The following is a 25,316-nucleotide window of genomic DNA, read 5'->3' on the forward strand; positions in this document are numbered from 1 at the left end:
TCAGGCTTGCATGCGCGAGAATGAGATCCGCACCGCACGCATGTTTAGGAAAAAAATGTCGCTGACGATAGAGAGGGCGGCGCAGACCAAGGCCCAAGCCCCTCTCTCGGTACGCAGCATCAACCGTTCAAACAGGAGACGCAATGCAAACCGCAGCCCAAGCGCGATCACGGTCAGCGACAGCATGTTGGATTGCATCGCCGATCCTGCCCTCGGATCAATACACGCGCGGCTTCGGCGGCACCACGTCCACGTCATTGCTGAGCGTGTACATATGCACCGGGCGATAGTCGAAGCTGCATCGGCCCTTGTCGTCGACGGTGACCAGGGTGTGCTTCTGCCAGTTGGCGTCGTCGCGGTCCGGGAAATCCTCGTGTGCATGCGCGCCGCGGCTTTCCTTGCGCTGTTCGGCCGAGTTGATCGTCGCCACCGCATTGAGCAGTAGGTTGTTCAATTCGTAGGTCTCGATCAAGTCGGAATTCCACACCAGCGAGCGGTCGGACACCTTCACGTCCTCGAAGCTGGCGAAGATCTCCGCCATCTTGTCCACACCTTCCTTCAGCGTCTTGCTGGTGCGGAATACAGCTGCATCCGACTGCATGGTGCGCTGCATCTTGTCGCGAATCACCGAGGTCGGGGTGCTGCCGTTGGCGTGGCGCAGCTTGTCCAGCATGCCCAGTGCCTTGTCGCAGGCGTCGCCCGGCAGGTCCTTGTGCGGCGCGCCGGTCTTGATTGTCTCGGCACAGCGGTTGGCCACCGCGCGACCGAACACCACCAAGTCCAGCAACGAGTTGGACCCAAGACGATTGGCGCCATGGACCGACACGCAAGCGGCCTCGCCGATGGAGTACAGACCAGGCACCACCGCATCGGGATTGTCGCCGTCCTTGCGCACCACTTCGCCGTGGTAGTTGGTGGGGATACCACCCATGTTGTAATGCACGGTCGGCAGCACCGGAATCGGTTGTTTATGCACATCGACGCCGGCGAAGATGCGCGCGCTCTCGGCGATGCCGGGCAATTTCTCGTCGATCACGCCCGGGCCCAGGTGGGTCAGGTCGAGCAGGATATGGTCCTTGTGTACGCCGACACCGCGACCTTCGCGGATCTCGATGGTCATCGAACGCGACACCACGTCGCGCGAGGCCAGGTCCTTGTAGTGCGGCGCATAGCGCTCCATGAAACGCTCGCCGCTGCTGTTGCGCAGAATGCCACCTTCGCCACGCACGCCCTCGGTAATCAGGCAGCCGGCGCCATAGATACCGGTTGGGTGGAACTGCACAAACTCCATGTCCTGCATCGGCAAGCCGGCGCGCATCACCAAGCCACCGCCATCGCCGGTGCAGGTGTGCGCGGAGGTGGCGCTGAAGTAGGCGCGACCGTAGCCGCCGGTGGCCAACACCACGCCATGGGCGCGGAACAGATGCAACGATCCCTCGGCCATGTCCAGCGCCAGCACGCCACGGCACACGCCCTCTTCGTCGAAGATCAGGTCGAGCGCGAAGTACTCCACCATGAAGCGCGCATTGTGCGCCAGCGACTGCTGGTACAGCGTGTGCAGCATGGCATGGCCGGTGCGGTCGGCGGCAGCGCAGGTGCGCTGCGCCGACGGGCCTTCGCCGTATTTGGTGGTCATGCCGCCGAACGGACGCTGATAGATCTTGCCATCCTCGGTACGGCTGAACGGCACGCCATAGTGTTCGAGCTCGATGATCGCCGGGATCGCCTCGCGGCACATGTACTCGATCGCATCCTGGTCGCCCAGCCAGTCCGATCCCTTGATGGTGTCGTAGAAGTGGTAGCGCCAGTCGTCCTCGCCCATGTTGCCGAGCGCGGCGGAGATGCCGCCCTGCGCGGCCACGGTGTGCGAACGGGTCGGGAAGACCTTGGTCAGGCAAACCGTCTGCAGGCCCTTCTGGGCCAGGCCGAAGGTCGCACGCAAGCCAGCGCCGCCGGCGCCGACGACGACCATGTCGTACTTGTGTTCGGTGATCTTGTAAGCGGACATCGAGTCTGAATTCCTGTTACCGGCGCCGATCAGGCGCTGCCCAGCGCAATGCGGGCGACCGCGAATACACCGACGATCGCGCCGAGCACGGCGATGAACTTCACCGTGGTCTGCAGCGCCAGGGCCAGCAGCGAGTTGTGCACGTAGTCTTCGAGAATTACCTGCAGTCCGATCTGCGCATGCCAGAACATCGCGATCAAAAAGCCGACCAGCAGCACGGCATTCCACGGTTTGGCGACCGCCTGGGTCGCGGTGACATAGTCGGCACCGAGCAAGCTCAGCACCAACGTCAGGAACCAAATGGTCAAGCCGACCAGGGCGGTGGCGGTGAGCCGTTGCAGCACGAAGTGTTCGGTGCCGGACTTGGCCGCGCCCAAGCCGCGGACGTTCTTCAGCGGGGTACGGTAGCGACTCATGCGGCAGCTCCGGTGAGGACGTCCACCCAGATCAGCGCCACGATGACCAGACTGCCGATCACCGACAACCAGCTGCTGCGCAAAAACGCGGGAATGCTGAAGCCGTGACCGAAGTCCTGCACGATGTGGCGCAGGCCGTTGCACAGGTGGTAGGCGAACGCCCAACTCCAGGCGAACAGGAACACCTGGCCGTACCAGGCGCCGGCCAATGCACGGAAGCAGTCCCAGGAGGCCTGCCCGCACATCAGCAGCAACAGCGCAGCGACGATGAGCAACGCACCGAACGCCAGCACGATACCGGTGGCGCGGTGCACGATGGACGTGACCATCTGGATCTGCCAGCGATAGACCTGCAGATGGGGAGAGAGAGGACGTTCACGGGTCGCCATGCGCTTGGCTCGTTATCTCGGCTGGGCGGCGTGCTTAAGGCCGCGTTGGCTCACAACTGCTCAGAAATCGATGCAGCGTCCGTTTTTTTCCCAGTCGCCGTAGCGCGTCGGCTCGAGGCCGCCGCGACCGCCGATCTCCGGTGGCGCAGGCGCTGGACGCGGAGGGGTCTCCTCGGCAGGCCGCTGCGTTTCGGGATCGGACTCGGGTGTGGGGGTTGGTTGGACTATCATACAGGTCTCACAACGGCTCAATTTTAGTCCTCGCCCCCGTGCCTGACAACCTGAATCTGGATTCCGGCGGTTTTTCCGCCCTACCACACCTGGAATACGTCGCATTACGCGGTCCGGATGCAGTCGCCTTCGCCCAGGCGCAGTTCGCCAACGACGTGCAAGCGCTGCAAGTGGGCCAGTGGCAGTGGAACGCCTGGCTCAACGTAAAAGGCCGGGTGATCGCGCTGTTCGCGCTGTTACGGCAAGCCGACGACACGCTGCTGGCATTGCTGCCCGATGGCGGCGCCAGCGAACTGGCCGCGGCGCTGGGTCGCTTCGTGTTCAGGCGCAAACTGCGCATCGCCGCCGAAGACGACCTGCGCGCCCATGGCCGACTGAGCCTGCCGGCGCAGGCACAAGGCGCGCTGTCGGCGACCGGCAAGGACGGGGCGATCGAGCTGGACATGGGCGGCGACGGCCTGTCGCGCACACTGCGTCTGATGCCGGCGCAGGCCACGCTTGCGGCCGATCCGGGCATCGTGGATGCCTGGCGCGAGGCCGACCTGCGCCTGGGTCTGGCCCGGCTGGCCCCGGACCAGCACGAGCAATGGACCCCGCAACAACTCGGGCTGGACCGACTGCACGCCTTCAGCGTCAAAAAAGGCTGCTACCCAGGCCAGGAAATCGTCGCCCGCACCCATTTCCTGGGCAAGGCCAAACGTGCGTTGCAATTATTGGAACTGGAGGCCCCGGTCGCGACCGGGGCACCGGTCCTGCGCGAGGGCGAGCCGATCGGCAGCGTCATCAGCATCGCCGGCACACTGGCGCTGGCGGTACTTCCGCTGGAAGAGACGCCGCCAAGCGGACTACAGGTCGAAACACGCGCGGCGCACTGGCAGCCGCTGCGCGAGGGCTTGGCACGCTGAGCACGCCCCCGCATGCGGGGTCAGCCCACCGCCAACCGATTGCCGCTGTCGGCATCGAAAAAATGCAACGCCGCGCCGCGTACCGCCACCGACAGATGCTCGCCCAGACCGGGCAGCGCACGCGGCGCAACCCGCATCACCAACGGCTGCGCACCATGGCGAAGGTTGACGAAAATCTCGTTGCCGACCGGCTCCACCACATCAACGATCGCATCGAATCCTCCCTGTGCATCCTCACTCGGCTGCAGATGCTCCGGACGCACGCCGATCGCGATCTGCCGACCAATCCACTGCGGCGCAACCTGCGCACCCGGCAACGGTAGCCGGCTGGCGTCGGCCAGTTGCAATTGCAAACCGTCGTCTTCGCACAATTGCCCACGCAGCACATTCATTGCCGGGCTGCCGAGGAAACCGGCCACGAACAGGTTGGCCGGGCGCTCGTACAGCGCCATCGGCGCGTCGATCTGCTGGATGACGCCATCCTTGAGCACGACGATACGCTGGCCCAGCGTCATCGCCTCGACTTGATCGTGGGTGACGTAAATCATGGTGGTGCCGAGTTTGCGATGCAGCTGCGCAATCTCGGTGCGCACCGTGTGGCGCAGTTTGGCATCCAGATTGGACAGCGGCTCATCGAGCAGGAACACCGCCGGCTCGCGCACCAGCGCACGCCCCAGGGCCACGCGCTGACGCTGACCGCCGGACATGGCGCGCGGCAATTTATCCAGCATCGGGGTCAGGCCCAGGGTCTGCGCGGCGGCGGCCACGCGCTGACGGATGACCGCCTTGCTCTCCCCGCGCAACTTGAGCCCGAACGCCAGGTTCTCGGCCACGGTCATGTGCGGATACAAGGCATAGCTCTGAAACACCATGGCGATGTCGCGATCCTTCGGCGCCACCTCATTGACCACACGCTCGCCGATACGCAATTGGCCGCTGCTGATCTCCTCCAGCCCGGCAATCATCCGCAACAACGTGGACTTACCGCAGCCCGACGGCCCGACCAGCACCATCAACTCGCCGTCGGCTACATCGAAACTGGCCCCCTCCACGGCCACCTGACCGTTGTCGTAGACCTTGCGGATGTTGTCCAGTCGTACTATCGCCATGGTGCGGATCCGGTTTCCGGCAAGAGGAACGGGCTGCCGCCGGTCCCTCCCGAAGGCAGTGCATGTGCATGCACATGCGGGTCGCATCGTGCCGGCACACCGGCAACAATGACGCACGATACGGTATTCTGACATGTAACCGTTTCCACGATCCGACCTTGCGCCGGAGTAGGGCCTGCAATGCGATCCGCTCACCGCCGATCCGGTGCGTGTCGCATCTGGATGCTGCTGCTTGAGGCATTAGAGAGGTATCCTCAGAGGTCTTGCAGTCGTATTGCTCTCTCGCACCGTGCGCCCGCGCCTGACGGCCATTCCCCGTCGCGCCTTCGCCCAGGCCGCAGAACAGATACAGTCTGCGTCCGCCACCCGCTTTACCAACGCCACGCAACTAAAACCCGCCACTAGTGATTGACGACATGTCACCCGAAACCGAAATCCGGTCGATGCACGATACCTTCCTGTTGTTCGGCGCCACCGGCGACCTGGCCCAGCGCTACCTGTTTCCATCGCTGCTGCGCATGCTCGACGATGGCTTCCTGCCAGAGGATTTCCGCATCCGCGCGCTGGCATTGTCGCCGCACGATACCGCCAAGTTCCACGCGCTGCTCAAGCCGCGCCTGCACGCGGCGATGCCGCAGATCGGCGAGTCCATCGTCCAGGCACTGCTGGCCCGCATCGACTACCGCTCGGTGGACCTGCGCAACCCCGAATCGGTGGCCGAGGCAGTGCGCGACCTGAGCGCGCGCAAGTGCGTGAGTTACCTGGCGATCCCGCCGGGGCTGTACATCAGCACATGCCAGGGCCTGGCCCTGGGCGGCGCGCTGGCCGCGCCGAACCGGTTGATGCTGGAAAAGCCGATCGGCCACGATTCGGACAGCGCGCATGAGATCCTGCAATCGATCGGCGCGCTGATCGACGAAGACCGCGTGTTCCGCCTGGATCACTACCTGGGCAAGGCGGCGGTGCAGAACCTGATCGCCCTGCGCTTCGGCAACACGCTGCTGGAGGCGGTGTGGAACCGCAACTACATCGAGTCGGTGGATATCCTAGTCGCCGAAAGCGAAGGCGTGGACGGCCGCGACGCCTACTACGCGCGCTCCGGCGCGCTGCGCGACATGGTGCAAAGCCATATCCTACAGTTGTTGTGCCTGGTGGCGATGGAGCCGCCGGCCTCGCTGGAAGCGGACCGCATCCGCGACGAGAAGGTCAAGGTACTGCGCGCGTTGCGTCCGCTGCAGGCGGCGCACGCCGCGCGCGACAGCGTGCGCGGGCGCTACACCGCCGGCACCGTCAACGGCCAGCCGGCGCAGGCCTACCAACCGCCGGAAGGCAGCGACGTGGAAACCTTCGTCGCGGTCACCGCCTACATCGACAACTGGCGCTGGGCCGGGGTGCCGTTCCGGCTATGTACCGGCAAACGCCTGGCCGAACGCTCCACCCGCGTGGTGGTCACGCTCAAACCGGTCACTCATTGGCTGTTCGAGCGGCCGGCTGCACAGCAGGTGGCGCCGAACCGGCTGACCTTCCAGTTGCAGCCGCAGGAAAATATCGAACTGGACCTGATGAGCAGCCTGGCCGGCCCGGAATGGGGGGCGCTGGAACTGCAGCCGCTGGAACTGGAACTATCGGTACCGACCGGGCTGCACCGGCGCATCGCCTACGAGCGGCTGATGCTCGACGCACTCAACGGCAACCACGCGCTGTTCGTGCGCGACGACGAAGTGCGCGCCGCCTGGGCCTGGATCGACAGCGTCAGCGAGGCTTGGGCGCAAGCGCGATTGCCGTTGCAACTCTACCCGGCCGGCAGTTGGGGACCGCAGGAAGCACAAGCCTACGTCTCCGCCACCCCGCCCAACCCCGCGCGACGAGACACACCATGAGCGCACCGCAGCGACCGGTGTTGGTCGCAGACATCGGCGGCACCAACGCGCGCTTCGCCCTCGCCGACTTGGACGCCTCCACACCCCTGCTCGACGACAGCACACAGACCTATGCGGTGGTGGAATTTCCATCGCTAGGCGATGCCGCCCGTCACTATCTGGCACAGACCGGCGTGGACGCGCGCAGCGGCGTGTTCGCGGTGGCCGGGCGGGTGGACGGGGACGAAGCACGAATCACCAACCATCCCTGGGTGATCTCGCGTTCACGCACCGGCAGCATGCTCGGCTTCGACGTCCTGCACCTGATCAACGACTTCGCTGCGCAGGCGATGGCGATCAACCTGCTACAACCGCAGGACGTGGTCCAGGTCGGCGGCGCGAGCTGGAGCCCGGCGGCAATCGAGGTGCCGCGCAACTACGGCGTGATCGGTCCTGGGACCGGCCTGGGCGTCGGCGGCCTGCTGGTCCGCGGTGGCCGCAGCTATCCGCTGGAAACCGAGGGCGGGCACGTCAGCTTTCCGCCGGGCACGCCAGAAGAAATCCGCATCCTGGAACTGCTCTCGCAGCAGTTCGGCCGCGTCTCCAACGAACGCCTGGTGTGCGGCCCCGGCCTGGTCAACATCCACCGCGCCCTCAGCGAGATGGCCGGCGACGATCCCGGTCCACTGAAACCGGAAGACATCTCCGCGCGCGCCGCCCAGGGCGATTACCGCGCCATGCGCACCATTCAGGTGTTTTGCGCGGTCTTCGGCGCCATTGCCGGGGATCTGGTCCTGATGCAGGGCGCCTGGGACGGGGTCTTCCTGACCGGCGGGCTGGTGCCGAGGATGCTCGACGCGATCCAGCATTCCGGCTTCCGCCAGCGCTTCGAGCATAAAGGCCGGTTTTCGTCGATCATGGCGCAGGTACCGTCGCTGGCGGTGATCCACCCACGTCCCGGCCTGCTCGGCGCCGCTGCCTATGCAGTGGATGTCGCGCGGCAATCTCCAGGAGCCATTGCATGAGCGCCACGTTGTCCGACCGCATCACCCTGGTCCGCTACGACGATCCAGACGAATGGATCGACGCGGCTGCGGCCGAGATCGGCAACGCATTGGCAGAGGAAATCCAGCGCCGCGGCAGTGCGCGCCTGCTACTGTCCGGGGGCACCACACCAGCGCCGGTGTACCAGGCCCTGGCCGAACTGCCGCTGGACTGGTCCAAACTGGAGGTCGGCCTGGTCGACGAGCGCTGGCTGTCGCCGCAGGACAGCGACAGCAATGCCTATCTGATCCGACACAGTCTGCTGGACCGCGCCGAGGAGGCACGCTTCGAACCGCTGGTGCGGGTCGGCAAGCCGTTGCAGGACTGCGTGCATGCCGCCAACCTGCACGCCCAACACGCGCCGCCCGCATGTATGGCGGTGCTGGGCATGGGCGGCGATGGCCACACGGCCTCACTATTCCCGGGCGCCACCGACCTGAACAAGGCACTGACCACCCCGCTCCCCTACGCCGCGCTCGATGCCACCGGCTGCCCTGGCGCCAATGCCTGGCTGCGACGCATCACCCTGACCCCGGCCGGCCTGGCACCAATCGGTCAGCGCTTGTTGCTGTTGCGCGGCAAGCAGAAACTGCAGGTGCTCGAACATGCGCTGGCGGGCACCGATCCGCACGAATTCCCGATCCGCGTCGCGTTCGATACGCCGGGGGCGCATTTGCGCGTGCACTGGTGCGAGTAGTCGAGCCAGTGCCTGGGACCCGATACCCGTGCCCCGCAACAGCCCTGCTGTGCGACTTCTGCTGCTTTTCCTGGGTCTCCGGACCCCACCCCATACTTAGCCTTTAGCCAATGACCCTGCATCCCAAACTTCATGCGATCACCGAACGTATCCGCGTGCGCAGTGCGCCATCGCGGTACGCCTACCTGGCCGGCATCGACGCCGCACTGCGCGACGGCCCGTTCCGCAGCCGCCTGAGTTGCGGCAACCTCGCCCACGGTTTCGCCGCCTGCGGCCCCACCGACAAGAGTCGCCTCGAAGGCGGGATCACCCCGAACCTCGGCATCATCACCGCCTACAACGACATGCTCTCGGCCCACCAGCCGTTCGAGCACTACCCAGAACTCATCCGCAACACCGCCCGCACGCTCGGCGCCACCGCGCAGGTGGCCGGCGGCGTACCGGCGATGTGCGACGGCGTGACTCAAGGCCGACCGGGCATGGAACTGTCGCTGTTCTCGCGCGACGTGATCGCACAGGCCACCGCGATCGGCCTCAGCCACGACATGTTCGACACCAGCCTCTATCTGGGCGTGTGCGACAAGATCGTGCCGGGCCTGCTGATTGGCGCACTGGCCTTCGGTCACCTGCCGGCGATATTCGTTCCCGCCGGGCCGATGCCGCCCGGTATTCCCAACAAACAGAAAGCCGAAGTGCGCGAGCGTTACGCCGCCGGCCAGGCCACCCGCGAGGAGTTGCTGGCTGCCGAATCGGCCTCCTACCATGCCCCCGGCACCTGCACCTTCTACGGTACCGCCAACTCCAACCAGGTGCTGCTGGAAGCGATGGGCGTGCAGCTCCCCGGCGCCTCGTTCGTCAATCCCGGCACCCCGCTGCGCGAGGCGCTGACCCAGCAGGCGACCGAACGCGCGCTACGCATCACCGCGCTGGGCAACGACTTCCGCCCGCTTGGCCGGCTCATCGACGAACGTGCCATCGTCAACGCCGTGGTCGCGCTGATGGCTACCGGTGGTTCCACCAACCACACCATCCACTGGCTGGCGGTGGCGCGTGCGGCCGGCATCGTATTGACCTGGGACGACCTGGACGCACTGTCGCAAATGGTGCCGCTGCTGACCCGCGTGTATCCGAACGGCGACGCCGATGTGAACCACTTCGCCGCGGCGGGCGGCATCGGCTTCGTGTTCCGCGAACTGATGGACGCCGGACTGATGCACGACGACCTGCCAACCGTGGTCCCTGGCGGCATGCGCGCCTACGCCGACGAGCCATGCCTGCGGGACGGCGCACTGGCCTACGTGCCGAGTCCGGCCAAGAGCGGCGATGAAACCGTCGTGCGCCCGGCCGCCGCCCCGTTCGAAGCGCAAGGCGGCTTGCGCCTATTACGTGGCAACCTCGGTCGCTCACTGATCAAGTTGTCGGCGGTGAAACCGCAGTTCCGCACCATCGAGGCACCAGCGGTCGTCATCGATGCGCCGCAAGCGCTGAACAAACTGCACGCCGCTGGCGCGCTGCCGCACGATTTCGTGGTCGTGCTGCGCTACCAGGGGCCGCGCGCCAACGGCATGCCCGAACTGCACTCGCTGGCGCCGCTGCTGGGCCTGTTGCAGAACCAAGGCCGGCGTGTGGCACTGGTCACCGACGGACGCCTGTCTGGCGCCTCGGGCAAGTTCCCGGCGGCCATCCACGTCACCCCGGAAGCGGCGCGCGGCGGCCCCATCGCCTGCGTGCGCGAAGGCGATATCGTGCGCCTGGACGGCGAAGCCGGCACCCTGGAAGTGTTAGTGGACGCCGCCGAATGGGCCGCACGCGCGCGCGCGCCGAACACCGCGCCAGCCGCGCACGACATCGGTCGTAATCTGTTCGGAATCAACCGCCGCGTGGTCGGCCCCGCCGACCAAGGTGCGCTATCGATCTCCTGTGGCCCACCTGCGGCCGACGGCGACCTGTGGAACTACGACGCAGAGTACGAGCTTGGCCACGACGCGGAGGCCGCTTCCGCGCCACACGAGGCCAAGGACGCCTGAGCGACTTCGATCGCCCTACCCCACCCTGCCCCAGGCCATTCGCGGCCTGGGCCTTGACCCGCACTTCAACCTGAGGCCCTCATGAGCATCGCCGAACATCAGACCAAGGCCGAGCAATTGCTGCGCGCAGCCGGCATCCTGCCCGTCGTCACCGTGCACAGCCTGGAAGAAGCCCGCCGTGTTTCTGCCGCGCTGCTGGAAGGCGGACTGCCTGCAATCGAACTGACACTGCGCACGCCCATTGCCTTGGAAGCACTCGCAATGCTCAAACGCGAATTGCCGGATATCGTCATCGGCGCCGGCACCATACTCAACGCGAGTCAGTTGCAACAATCGATCGATGCCGGTGCCGATTTCATCGTGACCCCGGGAACCACGCCGATGCTGACCGAGGCATTGGCACGGGCGCCACTACCGGTGGTACCGGGTGCGGGCACCCCGAGCGAACTGATGGCGCTGATGGAGCGTGGCTTCCGCGTGTGCAAGCTATTCCCCGCCTCGGCGGTCGGCGGCCTGGCGATGCTGAAGGGACTGGCCGGTCCACTGGCCGACTTGAAGCTATGCCCCACTGGAGGAATCGGCGAGAACACTGCTGCCGAATATCTGACGCAACCGAACGTGGTCTGCATCGGTGGCTCGTGGATGGTGCCGAAAGAGTGGCTAGCCAACGGCCATTGGGACAAGGTCCGCGAGAGCTCAGCCAAGGCGGCGGCGATCGTTGCCGGAACCCGGTAAAGTCAACAAGCTCGAATCGCAACCGCACTACAGTGCGGAACGGCCAGAATTATATAGACACTCCGTCGCCGCTCTGCATGCGTCGCTGTTCAAACGACGCCCGCACTAATCACTGAGAGCCGACGCCAATCAAGAAAAACTGGCCATCCCAATCTAGATGGGCACCGTCAAGGAAGTGTTGCGGTGCCACGGCTATCCGAAGACGACGACCTCCCGGATGCCGATTTCCCGGATCCCTTACGCCTTGCATAGAATTCGCTCAACCACTGCTCGGGCTTTAAATCGCCCGGGGCCACGCCATGTTCCTGGGCCTTACGATTCAACACATGATGCATGATATCGATGTTGTCGGTCGAAGCGGAAATTACAGATAGCGCATCGTCCATACCGCGTAGGTTGAGCTGGCACACCGACGATCCGTGCCCCTGCTTGACCAGAAAGCAACGCGAACGTTCATCCAGGGCGACGACCACTTGATATTCAGCCTCGGTGAGCTTGAGGCCCTGCATGTAGTCCTCTTTGCTGGCATTTGGATTGGGCAGCAGGATCATGGTCGCAGTCTGCTCGACCAGCGAGGCAGAGATATCACTGGCCAACGCATCCTCCGGGCTCTGAGTCGCGAAGATACCCAGACCATTTTGCTTACGGATGGTCTTCTGCTTGTTCTTGGCAAATTCTTTCAGCCCCCCCTTCCCGTCGAGGATCTTCCAGAACTCGTCCATCACATAGATCAACGGCCGGCCATCAATCAATGCCTCCAAGCGATGCAATAGATAGTTGATGACCGGGACGCGGACTTCCGGATTGTCGATCACGTCGGTGTAGTCGAAACCGATGATGCTGGCCTTTTCAAAATCGATCGTATCGACCGGATTGTCGAATACCCAGCCATGCGAGTTTCCTGCAGTCCACTTGCGAATGCGCGCATACAAGCCATCATCACCCATGTTCGGCAAGCTTTTGCGGAAGTTAGTCATACTCCGTAATTTCATGGGTGTATCCAGCATGCCCTCCACTCCACGGAAGATGTCCTCTTCCTCACGCGAGGTGTATTCGGGCTTTCCAGCCAGGACCTTAATCAGATCGGACAAGAACTGAACATTTGCTTCCGTACGTTCGCATTGGAACGGATTGAATCCAGTGGGCTGGCCATTTTCCAGTGCAAGATAGTTACCACCACATGCACGCACGAAAATCTCAGCACCATGATCTTTGTCGAAGAAAAAAATGGTCGGAACGGGATCGAATTTCTGCACTTGGCTGAGCAGGAAGTTGATAAGCGCGGTCTTACCTGTACCTGACTTGCCGATAACCATCGTATTGGCAATGGCTTTTTCGCCCAACGAATTCTCCGCCGGATGCGTAGCATGAAAATTGAAATAATAAGGCTGGCCGTTGGTGGCCTGTAGAGTCGTGACACACTGGCCCCACGGATTGTTATCGCGCTTTCCCTGTGCAAAGTTGTGCAAGGGTGAAAGTCCGAGAAAATTCAACGAGCTGAGATTAGCCAATCGCGTCCGGTAGCGCCAATTACCCGGTAACTGCGCATAAAAGGATGAGACAATCGCCAGATCTTCTTTTGTCGAAACGAAACCAGCGTTGGACAGTTCTGCACGCGTTGTGGCGACTTGCTGCGACAACTTCTCCTGGGTATCGGCATAGACAGCGACCGTAAAATGGTACTCACCAAGCACGAAATTGCCCGACGACAACTGATCCATCGCCAAGTCGAGCTCATGAATTTGGCTAACCGCTTTATCACCCGAGGATACCATCATGCCCTTGGTCCGATCCAACACCTTCAGTGCGTCGTGACGCCCCATAGGGCTAAAGGAATGCGTCATGACATATTCGAAATCAAGATATTTTATACCATTAAGAATCCCCGGATAAGTACCATCGGCATATTCTTTAATATTCAAAATTGCGCCAAAATGATTAATGCCCTCTGGAGTCTTAATCACATAGTCACCCGTCTTATTGGCGAACATGTGTTTGCTGACAGGAAGATAAGCAGATACCGGTGCCTGCAACACTGGCACCGGCTCGTCGATGCGATTGATGAGGTAACCAAAAAACTCAAGTGCTTCGGAGAAAACCACACCATTGCTCGCCTCGTACATGCTCAACCGGTAAGGCGAATAATCCTTGAGAACGGCCTCGACATTGCCCACAAGTTCCAGAAGCTTAGCGATCGCCTGATCCTGTTCGGACTGCAGCTGCACGATGCTAGAGGATTTGTTCATCAATCGCTTACCAGTCACAACCGGGCGATAGATGATGGTCATGTAGAGTTCGTTTTGCATGATCTTTTGCGAAGAAAGCGCACTGTAATACTGATCGGAAAGTTCCTGATTGAAGGCTTGTCGAAACTCGCCACTGGCATTGATCCGACGGCGACGACGCACGTCATGAACCCAGAACGCCACGTTTGCGAAATCCGGTGCACGCAAAGTCTGTAACATCCGATTGAATGTGTTATGACGATGTTCGATCTCCCACTCTTCTCGCCCCACGAACGGCAAGCCACCAAAATGCCAAGTCAACATGAAATCCCCTCCCGTCGTCTTGAGCACGGACGGCGCCACGTGCGTTGAGATGGAAATGAATTCACTGATCGAAGTATCTGGGATGAACATAATAGTGGATAACTCGAAATACGTTTCACATTAAAAATAACCGACTCAAACGATTCGGGAAAAGTCGAATTCATTACACGAAAGCATCGCGCACAAGCAGATAATAAAAGAAGGCCAGTGCACGATATAAATGCTCGTGCACTGGATTGAACCTGGCATCAAAGAAATTTAACGCTTTGTACCTGGCGCATCTTTCCGGTATTCGTTGGGAGAGAATACCCACATGCCAGAGTAACGCTGCTGGTTACGCACACGCATTCTGAACATCCAACGCAACCCAAGCATTCTAAAGATCATCTCATCACGCTTAGTCATTTGTTGCATAACAAAAACAATGACTGGAATTAGAAGCAGAAAACGCATGTCGAAATAGACCCCCATCAGGAAGCCACCTCCTGCCCCGATGAAAAACGGAATGTAAGGCACCCCGAAAAACATCGCAGGCCGGGTACAGCCTCGAAAAAGTACGTTCTTATGCATACTGCAGCGCGTGCTGAATGAGGTCGATACTCGCCTGGCAAGCTGTCTGACCTGTTTCGCCGATCAGCATCTTCGCCAACTGTCCGGCCCCACCGATTAGCACGCCCCCCAAGAGAACTGGCGCGACTTCGGAAACACGCTTGTGTGCAAAGGCAATCTGGTAACCCGAGAAGACCGTCGCGATGGTGACGACTACGACCGAGGCCATATTCAGGATGTTGTTCGTCTTACCCAGAAAGCCACAGACTTTCTGATCAGCGCCTGCATAGTCAGCACTTCCGCCCGCCGCCATGGCAACACCGGAAGCAAATACGGCGGCAGTGAAAATCGCAGCCTTCAACGCGGCCATACCAATGGCATTGGCGTTCGATTTGATATGGTTATTATTGAACATCATGGGTATCTCCTTGAATTGAAAAACGGGGTAAATCTTTTAATAATTCACATCTCAGTGCCACTTAAACTGGCTAAAATACGAAAGCTCCATCATCAGAAATCGATGGTGGTGCAGTTGTGCCAGTAACGGTCGCCCCTGTAACAACCGACGATCTATTCGCGGAAGTCTCCGAAGCTGAATTTGCTCCACTGCCCGCAGGAACAGCCACTCCTTTGCCGCCACCTGTTGACTGTATTATATAAAGGTCGGCATCTTTTGCTTCTGTGGGCGCGAGCGTGGGTGCAGTCGCGCTAGCCGGTGACTTCCCTTGTTCCGACGTATTCACCGCAGTGCGGTATTGCGTTGAGACTTGCGCCTTCTGGATCAAACCATCGGCCAGTTGATTGTTAGATGCCGCGATGCGACGCGCGATGATTGAATCGACCTCATGCACTACCGCAGCTTTTGCAGTTGCGCTCACGGGGTGGCGTATGCCGACCGGGATTACCGGAATCGCCGCTATCGGAGTTGCAGCCTGCGCGCGCTCTTGATTGATGGACGCATAGATTTTCTGCACATAGCCATACCTGTACCCGGCCTCAAAATTCCCGGAATAGTAGCAACTGAAGGATTTACCCCAGTTTCCGCCAGAGCGGCCATAACATTCCGCGAGAATTCTGGAAGCGACCTGAAGATTTGGACAGATCCGAAATGCCTTTTCATAGGAATCCAATCCATACTTCATCAAATTATAGCGATTGACTTGCCCTATCCCGAGAGAAAAGTTGTAGCCCTTCTGCTCCAACATGCGTGCAGTAGCGACCGCTTCGGAGATATTCTTCGGCTGCCGGATCAAACGCCCACCAACCACACCAATCGCGAGCGGATTGCGTGAAGACTCCACCCGCACAACGTGCTGCATGACTTCGGCCGAAACCGCCATTTCAGGACAACTCAGTAGTTCCATGCCTGGTAACATGCAGCCTTTACTCCGTATGTATAAACTCCATAGCCAAATACCTAGGAGTCACAGATGAGACATCGTTGAAGAAAAATGTAACACCAATCAACATTCAAGAAACTTATAGTGTCAATGAAAATCACTCATCCCGCCGGAGAGCGTACGTTCCGGATCGAAATCGATACCGGTGATATAGCGCCGCCCAGCATGCGACTTGATATGCACCACAATGTCGATGGTCATCATCAGCAAGCGTTTGATGACCGAGAACTCCAATCCCGAACCTTCGGCCGACGCCTTGACCATCAGGGCCAACTGATCCCAAGTCTGCCCGATGCTACCGGCATGGCAACTGGTGATGGAACCAGGATGGCCTGAAGCGCAGTTACGGATGAAATAAAACGATTCGTCACCACGCAACTCAGCCAGAATAATGCGGTCCGGCTTCATTCGCAGGCAGGCTTCCATGCAACTCTTCGCCGTCACATTACTCGTACTTTGCCCACCTTTCGAGTAAAGCAAATGTACCGCATTTGGTTGCGTGATAAACAGTTCGCGCGCATCCTCGATCGTTACCAGGCGTTCTTCATTGGGAATGTGATTAACCAGCGACTTCATGAACGTCGTCTTGCCGCTACCGGTAGCACCTGCGACGACAATGTTCTTCTTGAACAAGACAGCTTTCTTGAAGAACTCGGCATAATCGCGCTGGCGCCTCAATTCAAGCAACTCAAGATCCTGTTCGCTGACTCCTACCTGCATTTCCAGGATCTCCTGGAAAAACCCGTCTTGCTGATACTGCTCTAAGGTCTTGGTATGCTTGGACGGAAGACGAATCGTGATCGATATTTTCCCCGCATCACAAGCGGGAGGAATGACAAACTGGGCACGCTGCCCGGTCGGGAAGGTCAGCGACACGACTGGATCTACATCGGTGATGCGCTGACCGGTGTTGCTCTCGTTGACCACCGAAGTGCAGAACTGCCGCGCACGTTCGAAGGTCAACGACGGTATTTCCATTCGCTGCCAGCCACGCAGCGTCTCCAGGTACAACTCACCAGGACGGTTGATGCAGATTTCCGTCACTTCTGGAGAATTGAGATAATCTAGGATTCCCAGCACCGAATACTGGTAATCCAGAAAATCCGTCGAAATCTGTGCGGTCGGAGATTCTTCGAAAGTCACATCAGATTCCTCAGGCGGTCATCGCGGCAACACCGCAGTGAAATCAACATCCTTGGCAACATACACATTGATCACGGTGCCTTGATTGATGGTGACAGTCGCTGGGTGGCGATGATCCAACGCTTGGTCCGCCAGACGTTGTATAGATTGCGCCGTATTACTCTCATAGGGCTGTTGGGTGACGACGCCGGAATTGAGACCGACCGACGTCGTCTTCGGGCCGTGTTCAGCCGCCTCCCATTTGAACGCATCGCTGAGAAGACTGATCATCAGAGCGGACGAGATACGGCTTGGCCAATGTGCGTTGTACTGGCCGGGATGACCTGCACTGCCAAGATTGTCGACACCAGGCCCCACCATAGTGACGTCGATCCCAGTCGGGGTCGTGATGCGATCCCAGACCACCTGCATTCGCGGACCTGTCGGTTCTACTGCACCATACTGACCCAACATCTTGGACCCCTTTGGCAGCAATAGGCGTCTGCCGTTGATGGAATATACGGGCTCGGTGATGATGCAGGATGTGAAGCCCGGGAAGTCGGTAATGATGCGCGTCTCAAGTACACAGCGAATGTAGGTACCACGCACCAACAATCCGTCCGGATTGGCGATCGGCTTGGCCGAGGTTTCCTGATCCTGTTGCTTTTGCTGAGCTGCGCCCTGTTCTTGCCCAGGCAATAGCCCTGCGGTGCCTTGCTGCTGGCCGCCACCAGCGTCTTGCATACCCGCCATACGCCGCTCCAACAGCGAGGGCCCCCGCTCCTGACGCGAAGGGCGCATATCTTGCGCCACAGTAGCGGGTGGCATGGGGGGCATGAGTGGCAAATTCGGCTGCTCAGCCAACGGGACCGGTTCCGCCTGCGGCGGCGGCGGCGGAGCGGCGGTCTGCGGTAAGGCGGGCGCAACCACTGCTTCCTGGCGTGGCTTGGGCGGCGGTGCTGAATCACGCCCGCCACCGACGATCCAGAAAATCGCCAGGACCAACAGCAATGCAACGCCCCCCAAGAAGACCAATGCTTTGCGATTGAGCTTCTTTAGGTCGCTTGACCTGAGAACTGGCTCATTAGCGTCAAGATCCGGATCGGTGGCCTGTCGATGACGAGCGAAATAGGGATTCTCTCGGTTAGCGTTACCCGATTGCGGAGAACGCGGCTGACCCTGATCATGGCCGTTATTTTCGTCAGAGGGAGGCATGTTCGAATTCACTTTTGCTTATTCCTACGCAGGCCGACAACATTCTTTCCATGACGGATGACCAGAAATGGATAGGTCCCATGAACAATCAAGGTATTACCTTCGACTGTGGTATTGACCAAAAAATCCTCATCGTTTTCCTTCTCTCGACCGAACACGACCGGAAAATTTCCCGTCGGGAAACGTGCCAGATCCATTTTTATGTAAGTGAACTTTCCATCGTCATAAACACTACTTGGTACGATCCACACTTGCTTAGAACGCGTGGAGTAGTCGTAATCGAAATAATAATGACGATCTTTCGTCAGCCGCGTATCCAGCTGCGACTCATCCTTCACTTTCTCACTCGCCGCAGCGAAACTAGTATCCTTCGGATAGGTAAAGGACACCTTGTACTGGACGCCGGCCTGCTTGGCCTGCTCCAGCCGCTGCCAATCTGTGGCGACCACTTTCAATTCCAAAATATAGGAATGGGTGGCAGTCCGGATCATCATATTCGTGTCAACATCGACGTTCTTCGGTTTCAGATAGAAGACGTTCTCGCGACGGCTGAGTTCCCAACCGCTGGTAAAACCAGTGCTGTAATCAAGGATCTTTTCGTTCGGACTCAATTCAACCTGGGTGGTGATGCCAAGGCCGGTACGGATCTGATAGATCTTGTCAGGCTCATACTCGTACTGCTGAACCACCTGAGCTGATGCCAACGGCGCGAACAGCCACAAGGCCAGCAACGCAATATGCACAGAACCAATTTTCGTCAAGAAACTCATCGAACATTCGCTCCATTGCCATTGTTCTGGGGTGCAACATTGGGCGCAGACGGGACAGGAACAGGTTGCGCCGCCGGATAAACAGGTGCACTACCAGGGTTTGCAGCCGGCATCTGCTGCTGGGCAGGAGCCCCCCCACTGCCACCAGTCATAGAAGGCTGTCCGGCTGTCGATCCAGCCGTATGCGACTGCAGCGCGCTCACCGTCGGCGACTGAAAGGACGGCGATGGCGGCACCGGCATCGCCGAGTAATCGTTATCGACTCGATAATCTGTCACCTGGAAACCCAACGGGTTTTGCACGCGAAGATCTTCATTCATCACCAGGTTATTATTATAACGAAAACCCAGGATAGCGAATTTATTATCTAATAAAGTAGACTGCCCACTTTTTTTATCATAGATACTGCGCTGGAAGCGAACATTCGCGCCGTCATACGGCTTTCCACCGCCACCTTGCAGGGTAATACTCAGGATCGCCACACGAATGGATCGCGTCCTGCCGTAAGTATAATATGGCGCCGATGGATTATTTGGCGCATGCAACGCATAGTACTCTTCTCCCACCGAAGTATCTTTTGGCGCCATCGAAAACACTGTCGACCAGTCGTTCAGGGCCATCATCTCGGAGTCATAGGACTCCCTTGCAGCAATGAATCTGGCGACATTACTTCTGGCCAACGCCTCGCTGGTAGTGATGCTCCTAACGTCACCGATATCCCGCAACACCGACACCGTCGAGTTACCGGTATACGCATCTGCCATCACCAGGTAGGGAACCTTTTCCTTCAGCGGCAGCATGTAGTAGTAACCGCCACCGAGCAACAAGCACAGGATAATTGCACTGAACGCGACCCACCACGCACGACGCTCGCTGCGCCGTGCCAAATCAGCAATACTGACCTCGTAATTAACCGCCTTCGCAACAGTTTTGTTAACGCTCTCGCTCTCAATGGGATTTTTACCAAACATCAGACTTCACCAGGTTCATAATGTGACTGCGGAAGCACATACAGGCTCCCGCATGCCGTCACTTTGCGTTTGCTCGGCCGCTGACCGCAGGAGTGCTACTGAGCGACGACGAAGGTTGTACTAGAATACGATTACCAGCAGCAGAGACAGTTACACCCTCCGACTCATAGATCACGCTCAATTCGGCAACTGCTTGCTGGATGCTGACAGTATTGATCTTGGCCACTGGCGCATAGAGCGTGTAATCGGACTGGATGCCGTAGGACAATTCCATATTGGAATCCTTAGACCAACGCTCGAGCATCGTCTTCAACGTGCCATCCACTGGCACAGCCTGATATACGTAAGAGGAGTAGAGCGGAATCTCCATCGTCGATGCGGAGAATCGGTTGACCGGCTTCCAGCTACCACGGAAGTCCGGTGCAGAACTGGTTGCGCAGGCGTTCAACAGCGTAATAGCGCTCAGCGTAGCGATCAGCCGAAATATATGCGTTCTTTTCACGCAGGCCTCTGAATTACGGAAACGTTTCTGAATGGAAAAGCAAAATCCAGCCCGCCGCCCGCCTGGTCAAGGAACCTTCCTCCGACCCTGCACAGCACGCGCATCGTTTGATTGAGAAAACCGCGAACGGCTGACGTACACGCAATCGGATGAACACTGGAAATGCCCATGACGCAGCGATAGACGCCTAAAAAAGCAGAATGTGATAGCAAACTTTCCATGTCACCCTTGCGTGCATCGGCTTGAATGCACGTCCCTGTTCCTATTACTAATTACCGAGCAATCAAAAACTACTCGATGGAATTTGCCTCATAGGCATTGCCACGTCAAGTATTTGGCAAAAAAACGTTCAACTACTCGGAAAACGGTAAAATTGCGAGAATTTCATCACAAATCCAAAAGGTTGCGACGGAATGCCGGCGACTGACATGAACCGTTTAGTGAACTGACAGCATTAGATCAGCTAACAAAACTATTGCGCCGCCGCCAGGCGGGCGCGTACGGTGCTCAGAACCCTCACATACCACGAATACACTGCGGTTCCTGCGTACCATCTGCACCCATCTGACGGCGGCTCGCGACGTTTTGTTAGGGTAATCCCCCCCGATTTTAACAATCGCCATAAGTGGAGCTAAGGAATGCCTGAACAAGTCAGGCCTTCGAGATCAGCGACTTTAAGATTCAATGGGTTGCTCGCGCAAAAGACGGGGAAGATGGACTTGTTAAGACCTTCCCCAGGGAACGACAGATCGACCTCGATCCCCCAGCCCTTCGCGGTTGAGAAGTCGTCCAGCGCGTTGAACAGCCGAAAGCTGCGACCATCGGCCAACTCGTCATGCATGAAGTCCATCGACCCGACCTGGTTGATGGTCTGCGGTACGACTAGCGACTCGGGCTTTTCCCGAACCAGCCACTTCTTCGGCTTGATCCACAGGTTCAACTCCAACTCGCGGTAGATTCGATAGACCCCGCCTGTGGTTCCAACCCGCCCCTTCACATTGCGCAGGTACAGAAAGCACGGCCCCCCAGTCGCGATGGGCCGTCTTCAGCCGGACCAGCCAGTCAACGATCTGGGCATTGTCCTCGCTGGCCTTAGCTTTGTACCGGAAGCAGGTCTGGCTCACCGCAAATGTCTGACAGGCGTGTCGGATGGTCGCGCGCCCTTCTACGACCGCTGATTGGGCCATCTCGCGCCGCTGAGATGGCCTTACCATTTTTTGCCAGCGCTTTCTTAAGCGATTCAGTACTGAGTCGGGCCTCGGCGTACATCTTCTTCAGGCGCCGGCTCCCTTCCTCCAGCGCCTTCCCATGGATACCTCCATGCCGCCGAACTTGCTACACCACTTGTGGAACGTCGCCGAGCTGATGCCGTACTCGCGGCACAGCTCCGGCACGGGTGTGCCGGCCTCGGCCTACTTGAGCACGGCGATGATCTGGCTGTCGGTGAAACGGGACTTTTTCATGAAACCTTCTCGGGAAAGCGTACGAGAAAGTTCCATTCATGGCGTCGGCTAACCTGTGGGGGATTACCAGCCCACCTCATCGCGCTTGTGCTGGCGCGACGCCTCTGCGAACAAGTCAAACTTCAGCGCACTGCGGGGTATGATCATGGCAATACAAGGCAAGGATCAGGCGTTCTCTGCCACAATGGAAGTGGCTGGGTTTTGAGAGGTTCCCAACGGATTCGTGCAGAGAATCTCCCTAGCGGTCGTGTTAGCCAGTCTAAGCATCATCTGAATATGCTTTGCAATCCCTGTCACCGTGTTGCGACCGTCCAAAGCGTGAATGTCGATATCGATATTCCAGGCGATCGCGATCTCCACAAAGAAGAAGGCAAGTCTCAGTGACGATGCCCCCATGGCAAAAAGATCATCGTTTACCGATGCCAGTGGATAATCCGGCATGAGTCTGTGCCAAAGCGCCCACAGTTGTTGCTTGATAGGATCTTGTGGCAATTCTACCGTTTGTATTTGCGTGGCAAAGACCGGAAGAACACGAAGTTTTCCGCGATCGATTTTCCCGTTAGCATTAAGAGGAAACTCATCAATGAAGGTATAATGGCGCGGGATCATTGCTGGCTGCAAATGTTCCTTCAGGTACGACGTAATGCGTTCAAGCGCGGCACGGTCATGTGCCCGGGAGCTTTCTCCCATCTGTAGATGCATCACAAGAACCCCATCCGTCCCGTCCATGTCGTTCCATGTCACGACAGCGTGGCGTACATCCTCGCAAGCACTCAGGCACATCTCGATTTCGTTCAGACCGATCCGAACACCATCAATTTTGATTTGGTCGTCACGACGCCCTACGAAGACGAGATTGCCGTCATCGTCGAAAAACGCTAGGTCGCCAGTTCTGTATATCCGCTCGCCCTCGACTATTCCGGGCAGATTAAGGATTGAAAAACGGCTCGCATTGAGATCTTCCCTCCCTATATAGCCGGGTGACACGATAGGTCCACCGATGCAAAGCTCACCAACGATACCAGCAGCCACCGGCATCATCATTTGGTCGAGCAAATAAGTCCGCACATTGGGCAGGGAACGGCCTATGGGGACATGTCGCTTCGCACTCTTGTTGAAATCGCAAGCATGGGTTGACACGCAGATCGTCGTTTCTGTCGGGCCGTATATGTTAAAGAGGCGCAAAAATTTTGCAGGCCCGGCCGGATAAAATCGGCTCGCAATTGCTGCTTCTCCACCAACAATAGCGGTGTGAAGCGTGCGTGGCAGGCAACTCGGGGCGGCTGCGAGTTTCGGCGCCCATTCATGCCAAACTGCTGTCGGTAGACATATAACATTCACCTGATGCTTATCCAGCATGGCGAAATACTCGGTCATCGAAAGCAATTCAGATCGTGAATGGATATAAATAGCACCACCATGACATAGGCCCATGAAGATTTCGAGCAAGGAAAAATCGAAGGATGCTTCGGTGAATTGTCCTATTCTTGGTACACATTCCTGCAGTCTAAATACCTCCCGCGCAGCAAACATATGATGCGACAACGAGCCGTGGGTAATACGAACACCTTTGGGATGACCTGTACTTCCTGACGTATAAATAACGCAGGCATCGTCATCAAGGCAGACTTCTGGTAGAGTGATGGTTTCGATGTCAGTCGAGACCGGCATTCGATGGAGGTCGACGACAGGACACTGGATGTTGTCCAAACGAGCGCGCTTTGAACTTTCGCACAGAACGACTGCTACTGAACAATCGGCAACGATATAGGCATTGCGTGCGGGTGGATTGCGCATGCTTAACGGTACGTAGACCATGTTTGCCCGAAAAATACCGATGATGACGGCGATCCAGTCTGGTGAGCGCTCCATCAACACGCCAACGCGGCTGCGTGCAGGCAATCCTAATCTTATCAAGCCGTGTGCTATAGCACCTGCTCTGCTCCACAAGGTGCCGTATGTCATCTGCGTTTTATCGTCCAGCACCGCCGGTGCCCGAGATTTCTCATTTTCTGCATAGCGAGCAACGAGGTCAATCACGGGCACGATGTGGTACGGCCGCCTTGGGCCGAAGCCCGATTCAACGAGCACCTTCAGGTCCGTGTCTGAAACATAATAGAGTTCGTCAATCGCGCGATTAGGCCGCTCCACAATCGTTTCAAGCAAGTGGGATAGATGAGCCGCAAAACGATCTGCCACTGCATGCGGCAAATAATCATCACGATAAGAAAGACGCATCACACTTGACTTGGATAGATCGGAAAAGGCGATTTTGAGGACGCAGCCCGCCACGTCGAGCGATGCCATCTCCAAACTGTCGAACACATGTGCAATGACGGGTGTAAGTGCATCCTGGGTCGGATATGTGCCATTGGCGACACTCAGATGTTCAAGCAGAACAGAAAAGTGTTGCTGGCCAGGTTGATCTATTTGATAGGCTAGTAAAACTGGAACAACTCTCTTGCCGGGATCTTTCGTAGAGATTGCTACCTGAATTTCCAGACGCTCGACGTGTGTATACCGATATAGAAGTGCAGTTGTTGCTGCCGTCAGTACATCTGCTGGGCTTACGGCAAATGCAGCAGACAAGCTATGCACCGCCCTGGCAGCATTCCCGCTCAACGAATGTTCCACGATTCGCACGCGACCGTCACGTTCTCTATCGATACATGAGCGCCTCAAAGCGTCAATAATTTCAGTCATGCTGCTAGTGCCTCAATTAACGGCTTTTCTGCCTGTAACCGCATGAAATTATCCATTGCGACAAGGGCAGGAGTGTCTGCACGGCACGGCAAATAATGGTCTTCACCATCGAGAATGAGTTGTTCGGCCTGACTGAGAAATGCAAGAGGTAAATCGGAACCTTGCGGAGAAGCGATCTTATCTTCAGCGCTTGCGATCAAGAGCGCTGGCGTATCTATTGTAGTGCGGAGGCCCGACAAACCTTCAGCATAGACAGCATGCACGCACATTACATATTTGTAGAATGTTTCAGCATCACGTAGCGCGATGCTCGTGTACTGATAGAACTCCTGATTAACATCGACTTTTGCGGCGAGAATATCTCTTACGGTCGAAGCAACTCGGGGTCGTCCCGCACAGCTTTTGACAAGATCATAGAATTCGCGTTCGTAGGCCGTGCGGCTACTACTTTCAAATGCTCCGTTGCAGCACACCAGCGCAGAAAACCGATTTTCCAGTAACAAGGCCGCACGTACGGCGATCAAAGCACCAGTGCAATATCCGAACAACCCGGCACGAGATAGAGCGAAGTGATCCATAAGCGTAATGAGATCCCGAGCATGAGCAGAGGCGTCGATGGCCTCATCAGTCAGACTGCTCATCGCACCATCCA

The 25,316-nt window shown here is 58.4% G+C and carries 23 protein-coding genes, 1 other RNA gene and 1 pseudogene; 7 read left to right on the plus strand and 18 right to left on the minus strand.

Annotation, left to right across the window (positions count from 1 at the left end):
* From XaFJ1_RS08795 to XaFJ1_RS16525, 5 genes are read right to left on the minus strand one after another with little or no spacing between them, the layout of a single operon-like run.
* Positions 1 to 198, minus strand: a complete 198-nt coding sequence (locus XaFJ1_RS08795; protein WP_045762304.1) for a hypothetical protein — start codon at positions 196 to 198, stop codon at positions 1 to 3.
* A gap of 19 nt (positions 199 to 217) precedes the next feature.
* Positions 218 to 2,008 carry a succinate dehydrogenase flavoprotein subunit gene (sdhA, locus tag XaFJ1_RS08800; RefSeq protein ID WP_012916315.1) on the minus strand — a complete coding sequence of 597 codons (1,791 nt, stop codon included), beginning with the start codon at positions 2,006 to 2,008 and terminating at the stop codon, positions 218 to 220.
* A 29-nt stretch (positions 2,009 to 2,037) separates the two neighbouring features.
* A complete protein-coding gene (gene sdhD, locus XaFJ1_RS08805) occupies positions 2,038 to 2,424 on the minus strand; it encodes a succinate dehydrogenase, hydrophobic membrane anchor protein (protein ID WP_012916316.1) in 387 nt (128 codons plus the stop codon).
* Positions 2,421 to 2,813: a succinate dehydrogenase, cytochrome b556 subunit gene (sdhC, locus tag XaFJ1_RS08810; protein WP_012916317.1), complete on the minus strand. Its 393-nt coding sequence runs from the start codon at positions 2,811 to 2,813 to the stop codon at positions 2,421 to 2,423. The genes sdhD and sdhC overlap by 4 nt, the downstream gene beginning before the upstream one ends.
* Before the next feature lie 60 nt (positions 2,814 to 2,873).
* On the minus strand, positions 2,874 to 3,149 hold the full coding sequence (locus tag XaFJ1_RS16525; protein ID WP_425476757.1) for a DUF1674 domain-containing protein: 276 nt from the start codon (positions 3,147 to 3,149) through the stop codon (positions 2,874 to 2,876).
* On the opposite strand from XaFJ1_RS16525, the gene ygfZ reads away from it, so the two are divergent.
* Complete coding sequence (ygfZ, locus tag XaFJ1_RS08820) at positions 3,083 to 3,949, plus strand: CAF17-like 4Fe-4S cluster assembly/insertion protein YgfZ (protein WP_012916319.1); 867 nt, start codon at positions 3,083 to 3,085, stop codon at positions 3,947 to 3,949. The genes XaFJ1_RS16525 and ygfZ overlap by 67 nt on opposite strands.
* Positions 3,950 to 3,969: 20 nt before the next feature.
* On the opposite strand, the gene XaFJ1_RS08825 is transcribed toward ygfZ, so the two are convergent.
* Positions 3,970 to 5,058 (minus strand): ABC transporter ATP-binding protein, encoded by a 1,089-nt coding sequence (locus XaFJ1_RS08825; protein WP_012916320.1) that lies wholly within the window; start codon positions 5,056 to 5,058, stop codon positions 3,970 to 3,972.
* Between the two features lie 443 nt (positions 5,059 to 5,501).
* Between XaFJ1_RS08825 and zwf the strand changes: the two genes are divergently transcribed.
* The 5 genes from zwf (at position 5,502) to XaFJ1_RS08850 (ending at position 11,420) form a co-directional block, all read left to right on the plus strand.
* Complete coding sequence (zwf, locus tag XaFJ1_RS08830) at positions 5,502 to 6,938, plus strand: glucose-6-phosphate dehydrogenase (protein ID WP_045757302.1); 1,437 nt, start codon at positions 5,502 to 5,504, stop codon at positions 6,936 to 6,938.
* On the plus strand, positions 6,935 to 7,942 hold the full coding sequence (glk, locus tag XaFJ1_RS08835; RefSeq protein ID WP_012916322.1) for a glucokinase: 1,008 nt from the start codon (positions 6,935 to 6,937) through the stop codon (positions 7,940 to 7,942). The genes zwf and glk overlap by 4 nt, the downstream gene beginning before the upstream one ends.
* The gene (pgl, locus tag XaFJ1_RS08840) at positions 7,939 to 8,658 is read left to right on the plus strand and encodes a 6-phosphogluconolactonase (protein ID WP_012916323.1); all 720 of its coding nucleotides are present in this window, start codon (positions 7,939 to 7,941) and stop codon (positions 8,656 to 8,658) included. The genes glk and pgl overlap by 4 nt, the downstream gene beginning before the upstream one ends.
* A gap of 110 nt (positions 8,659 to 8,768) precedes the next feature.
* Positions 8,769 to 10,685 carry a phosphogluconate dehydratase gene (gene edd / locus XaFJ1_RS08845; RefSeq protein ID WP_012916324.1) on the plus strand — a complete coding sequence of 639 codons (1,917 nt, stop codon included), beginning with the start codon at positions 8,769 to 8,771 and terminating at the stop codon, positions 10,683 to 10,685.
* An 81-nt stretch (positions 10,686 to 10,766) separates the two neighbouring features.
* Complete coding sequence (locus XaFJ1_RS08850; protein WP_012916325.1) at positions 10,767 to 11,420, plus strand: bifunctional 4-hydroxy-2-oxoglutarate aldolase/2-dehydro-3-deoxy-phosphogluconate aldolase; 654 nt, start codon at positions 10,767 to 10,769, stop codon at positions 11,418 to 11,420.
* A gap of 167 nt (positions 11,421 to 11,587) precedes the next feature.
* On the opposite strand, the gene XaFJ1_RS08855 is transcribed toward XaFJ1_RS08850, so the two are convergent.
* The 9 genes from XaFJ1_RS08855 to XaFJ1_RS08895 all read right to left on the minus strand — a co-directional run bounded on the left by XaFJ1_RS08855 (position 11,588) and on the right by XaFJ1_RS08895 (position 20,498).
* Positions 11,588 to 14,059, minus strand: coding sequence for a VirB4 family type IV secretion/conjugal transfer ATPase (locus XaFJ1_RS08855; protein ID WP_012916326.1), 2,472 nt, complete (start codon positions 14,057 to 14,059; stop codon positions 11,588 to 11,590).
* 168 nt (positions 14,060 to 14,227) lie between these two features.
* The gene (locus XaFJ1_RS08860; protein ID WP_012916327.1) at positions 14,228 to 14,539 is read right to left on the minus strand and encodes a VirB3 family type IV secretion system protein; all 312 of its coding nucleotides are present in this window, start codon (positions 14,537 to 14,539) and stop codon (positions 14,228 to 14,230) included.
* Complete coding sequence (locus tag XaFJ1_RS08865; RefSeq protein WP_049887213.1) at positions 14,532 to 14,933, minus strand: TrbC/VirB2 family protein; 402 nt, start codon at positions 14,931 to 14,933, stop codon at positions 14,532 to 14,534. The genes XaFJ1_RS08860 and XaFJ1_RS08865 overlap by 8 nt, the downstream gene beginning before the upstream one ends.
* A gap of 73 nt (positions 14,934 to 15,006) precedes the next feature.
* Positions 15,007 to 15,894 (minus strand): lytic transglycosylase domain-containing protein, encoded by an 888-nt coding sequence (locus XaFJ1_RS08870; RefSeq protein WP_012916329.1) that lies wholly within the window; start codon positions 15,892 to 15,894, stop codon positions 15,007 to 15,009.
* A 111-nt stretch (positions 15,895 to 16,005) separates the two neighbouring features.
* The gene (gene virB11 / locus XaFJ1_RS08875) at positions 16,006 to 17,061 is read right to left on the minus strand and encodes a P-type DNA transfer ATPase VirB11 (RefSeq protein WP_012916330.1); all 1,056 of its coding nucleotides are present in this window, start codon (positions 17,059 to 17,061) and stop codon (positions 16,006 to 16,008) included.
* An 18-nt stretch (positions 17,062 to 17,079) separates the two neighbouring features.
* Positions 17,080 to 18,267 carry a TrbI/VirB10 family protein gene (locus XaFJ1_RS08880; protein WP_045756897.1) on the minus strand — a complete coding sequence of 396 codons (1,188 nt, stop codon included), beginning with the start codon at positions 18,265 to 18,267 and terminating at the stop codon, positions 17,080 to 17,082.
* Positions 18,264 to 19,025: a TrbG/VirB9 family P-type conjugative transfer protein gene (locus XaFJ1_RS08885; protein ID WP_012916332.1), complete on the minus strand. Its 762-nt coding sequence runs from the start codon at positions 19,023 to 19,025 to the stop codon at positions 18,264 to 18,266. The genes XaFJ1_RS08880 and XaFJ1_RS08885 overlap by 4 nt, the downstream gene beginning before the upstream one ends.
* Positions 19,022 to 19,996 carry a VirB8 family type IV secretion system protein gene (locus XaFJ1_RS08890; RefSeq protein ID WP_012916333.1) on the minus strand — a complete coding sequence of 325 codons (975 nt, stop codon included), beginning with the start codon at positions 19,994 to 19,996 and terminating at the stop codon, positions 19,022 to 19,024. The genes XaFJ1_RS08885 and XaFJ1_RS08890 overlap by 4 nt, the downstream gene beginning before the upstream one ends.
* Before the next feature lie 58 nt (positions 19,997 to 20,054).
* A complete protein-coding gene (locus XaFJ1_RS08895; protein ID WP_012916334.1) occupies positions 20,055 to 20,498 on the minus strand; it encodes a hypothetical protein in 444 nt (147 codons plus the stop codon).
* Positions 20,499 to 21,016: 518 nt separating this feature from the next.
* Here XaFJ1_RS08895 and XaFJ1_RS08900 point away from each other — a divergent pair.
* Positions 21,017 to 21,092, plus strand: a non-coding RNA gene (locus tag XaFJ1_RS08900) — sX9 sRNA.
* A 118-nt stretch (positions 21,093 to 21,210) separates the two neighbouring features.
* Here the strand turns inward: XaFJ1_RS08900 and XaFJ1_RS08905 are convergent.
* The 3 genes and pseudogenes from XaFJ1_RS08905 to XaFJ1_RS08915 all read right to left on the minus strand — a co-directional run.
* Positions 21,211 to 21,961: pseudogene (locus XaFJ1_RS08905) on the minus strand (transposase); the annotation flags it as partial.
* A 165-nt stretch (positions 21,962 to 22,126) separates the two neighbouring features.
* The gene (locus XaFJ1_RS08910; RefSeq protein WP_012916339.1) at positions 22,127 to 24,664 is read right to left on the minus strand and encodes an amino acid adenylation domain-containing protein; all 2,538 of its coding nucleotides are present in this window, start codon (positions 24,662 to 24,664) and stop codon (positions 22,127 to 22,129) included.
* Positions 24,661 to 25,305: an alpha/beta fold hydrolase gene (locus XaFJ1_RS08915; protein WP_158250769.1), complete on the minus strand. Its 645-nt coding sequence runs from the start codon at positions 25,303 to 25,305 to the stop codon at positions 24,661 to 24,663. The genes XaFJ1_RS08910 and XaFJ1_RS08915 overlap by 4 nt, the downstream gene beginning before the upstream one ends.
* Positions 25,306 to 25,316: the final 11 nt, after the last annotated feature.

Source organism: Xanthomonas albilineans, from assembly GCF_009931595.1.
Taxonomy (GTDB): Bacteria; Pseudomonadota; Gammaproteobacteria; order Xanthomonadales; family Xanthomonadaceae; genus Xanthomonas_A; species Xanthomonas_A albilineans.

Bases quoted from the DNA above. Each gene is read 5' to 3' on its own strand.
- XaFJ1_RS08795 (WP_045762304.1), bottom strand. From the start codon at position 198: ATGCAATCCAACATGCTGTCGCTGACCGTGATCGCGCTTGGGCTGCGG.
- sdhA (WP_012916315.1), bottom strand. From the start codon at position 2,008: ATGTCCGCTTACAAGATCACCGAACACAAGTACGACATGGTCGTCGTC.
- sdhD (WP_012916316.1), bottom strand. From the start codon at position 2,424: ATGAGTCGCTACCGTACCCCGCTGAAGAACGTCCGCGGCTTGGGCGCG.
- sdhC (WP_012916317.1), bottom strand. From the start codon at position 2,813: ATGGCGACCCGTGAACGTCCTCTCTCTCCCCATCTGCAGGTCTATCGC.
- XaFJ1_RS16525 (WP_425476757.1), bottom strand. From the start codon at position 3,149: ATGCGACGTATTCCAGGTGTGGTAGGGCGGAAAAACCGCCGGAATCCA.
- XaFJ1_RS08825 (WP_012916320.1), bottom strand. From the start codon at position 5,058: ATGGCGATAGTACGACTGGACAACATCCGCAAGGTCTACGACAACGGT.
- zwf (WP_045757302.1), top strand. From the start codon at position 5,502: ATGCACGATACCTTCCTGTTGTTCGGCGCCACCGGCGACCTGGCCCAG.
- glk (WP_012916322.1), top strand. From the start codon at position 6,935: ATGAGCGCACCGCAGCGACCGGTGTTGGTCGCAGACATCGGCGGCACC.
- pgl (WP_012916323.1), top strand. From the start codon at position 7,939: ATGAGCGCCACGTTGTCCGACCGCATCACCCTGGTCCGCTACGACGAT.
- edd (WP_012916324.1), top strand. From the start codon at position 8,769: ATGACCCTGCATCCCAAACTTCATGCGATCACCGAACGTATCCGCGTG.
- XaFJ1_RS08850 (WP_012916325.1), top strand. From the start codon at position 10,767: ATGAGCATCGCCGAACATCAGACCAAGGCCGAGCAATTGCTGCGCGCA.
- XaFJ1_RS08855 (WP_012916326.1), bottom strand. From the start codon at position 14,059: ATGTTCATCCCAGATACTTCGATCAGTGAATTCATTTCCATCTCAACG.
- XaFJ1_RS08860 (WP_012916327.1), bottom strand. From the start codon at position 14,539: ATGCATAAGAACGTACTTTTTCGAGGCTGTACCCGGCCTGCGATGTTT.
- XaFJ1_RS08865 (WP_049887213.1), bottom strand. From the start codon at position 14,933: ATGTTCAATAATAACCATATCAAATCGAACGCCAATGCCATTGGTATG.
- XaFJ1_RS08870 (WP_012916329.1), bottom strand. From the start codon at position 15,894: ATGTTACCAGGCATGGAACTACTGAGTTGTCCTGAAATGGCGGTTTCG.
- XaFJ1_RS08885 (WP_012916332.1), bottom strand. From the start codon at position 19,025: ATGAGTTTCTTGACGAAAATTGGTTCTGTGCATATTGCGTTGCTGGCC.
- XaFJ1_RS08890 (WP_012916333.1), bottom strand. From the start codon at position 19,996: ATGTTTGGTAAAAATCCCATTGAGAGCGAGAGCGTTAACAAAACTGTT.
- XaFJ1_RS08910 (WP_012916339.1), bottom strand. From the start codon at position 24,664: ATGACTGAAATTATTGACGCTTTGAGGCGCTCATGTATCGATAGAGAA.
- XaFJ1_RS08915 (WP_158250769.1), bottom strand. From the start codon at position 25,305: ATGAGCAGTCTGACTGATGAGGCCATCGACGCCTCTGCTCATGCTCGG.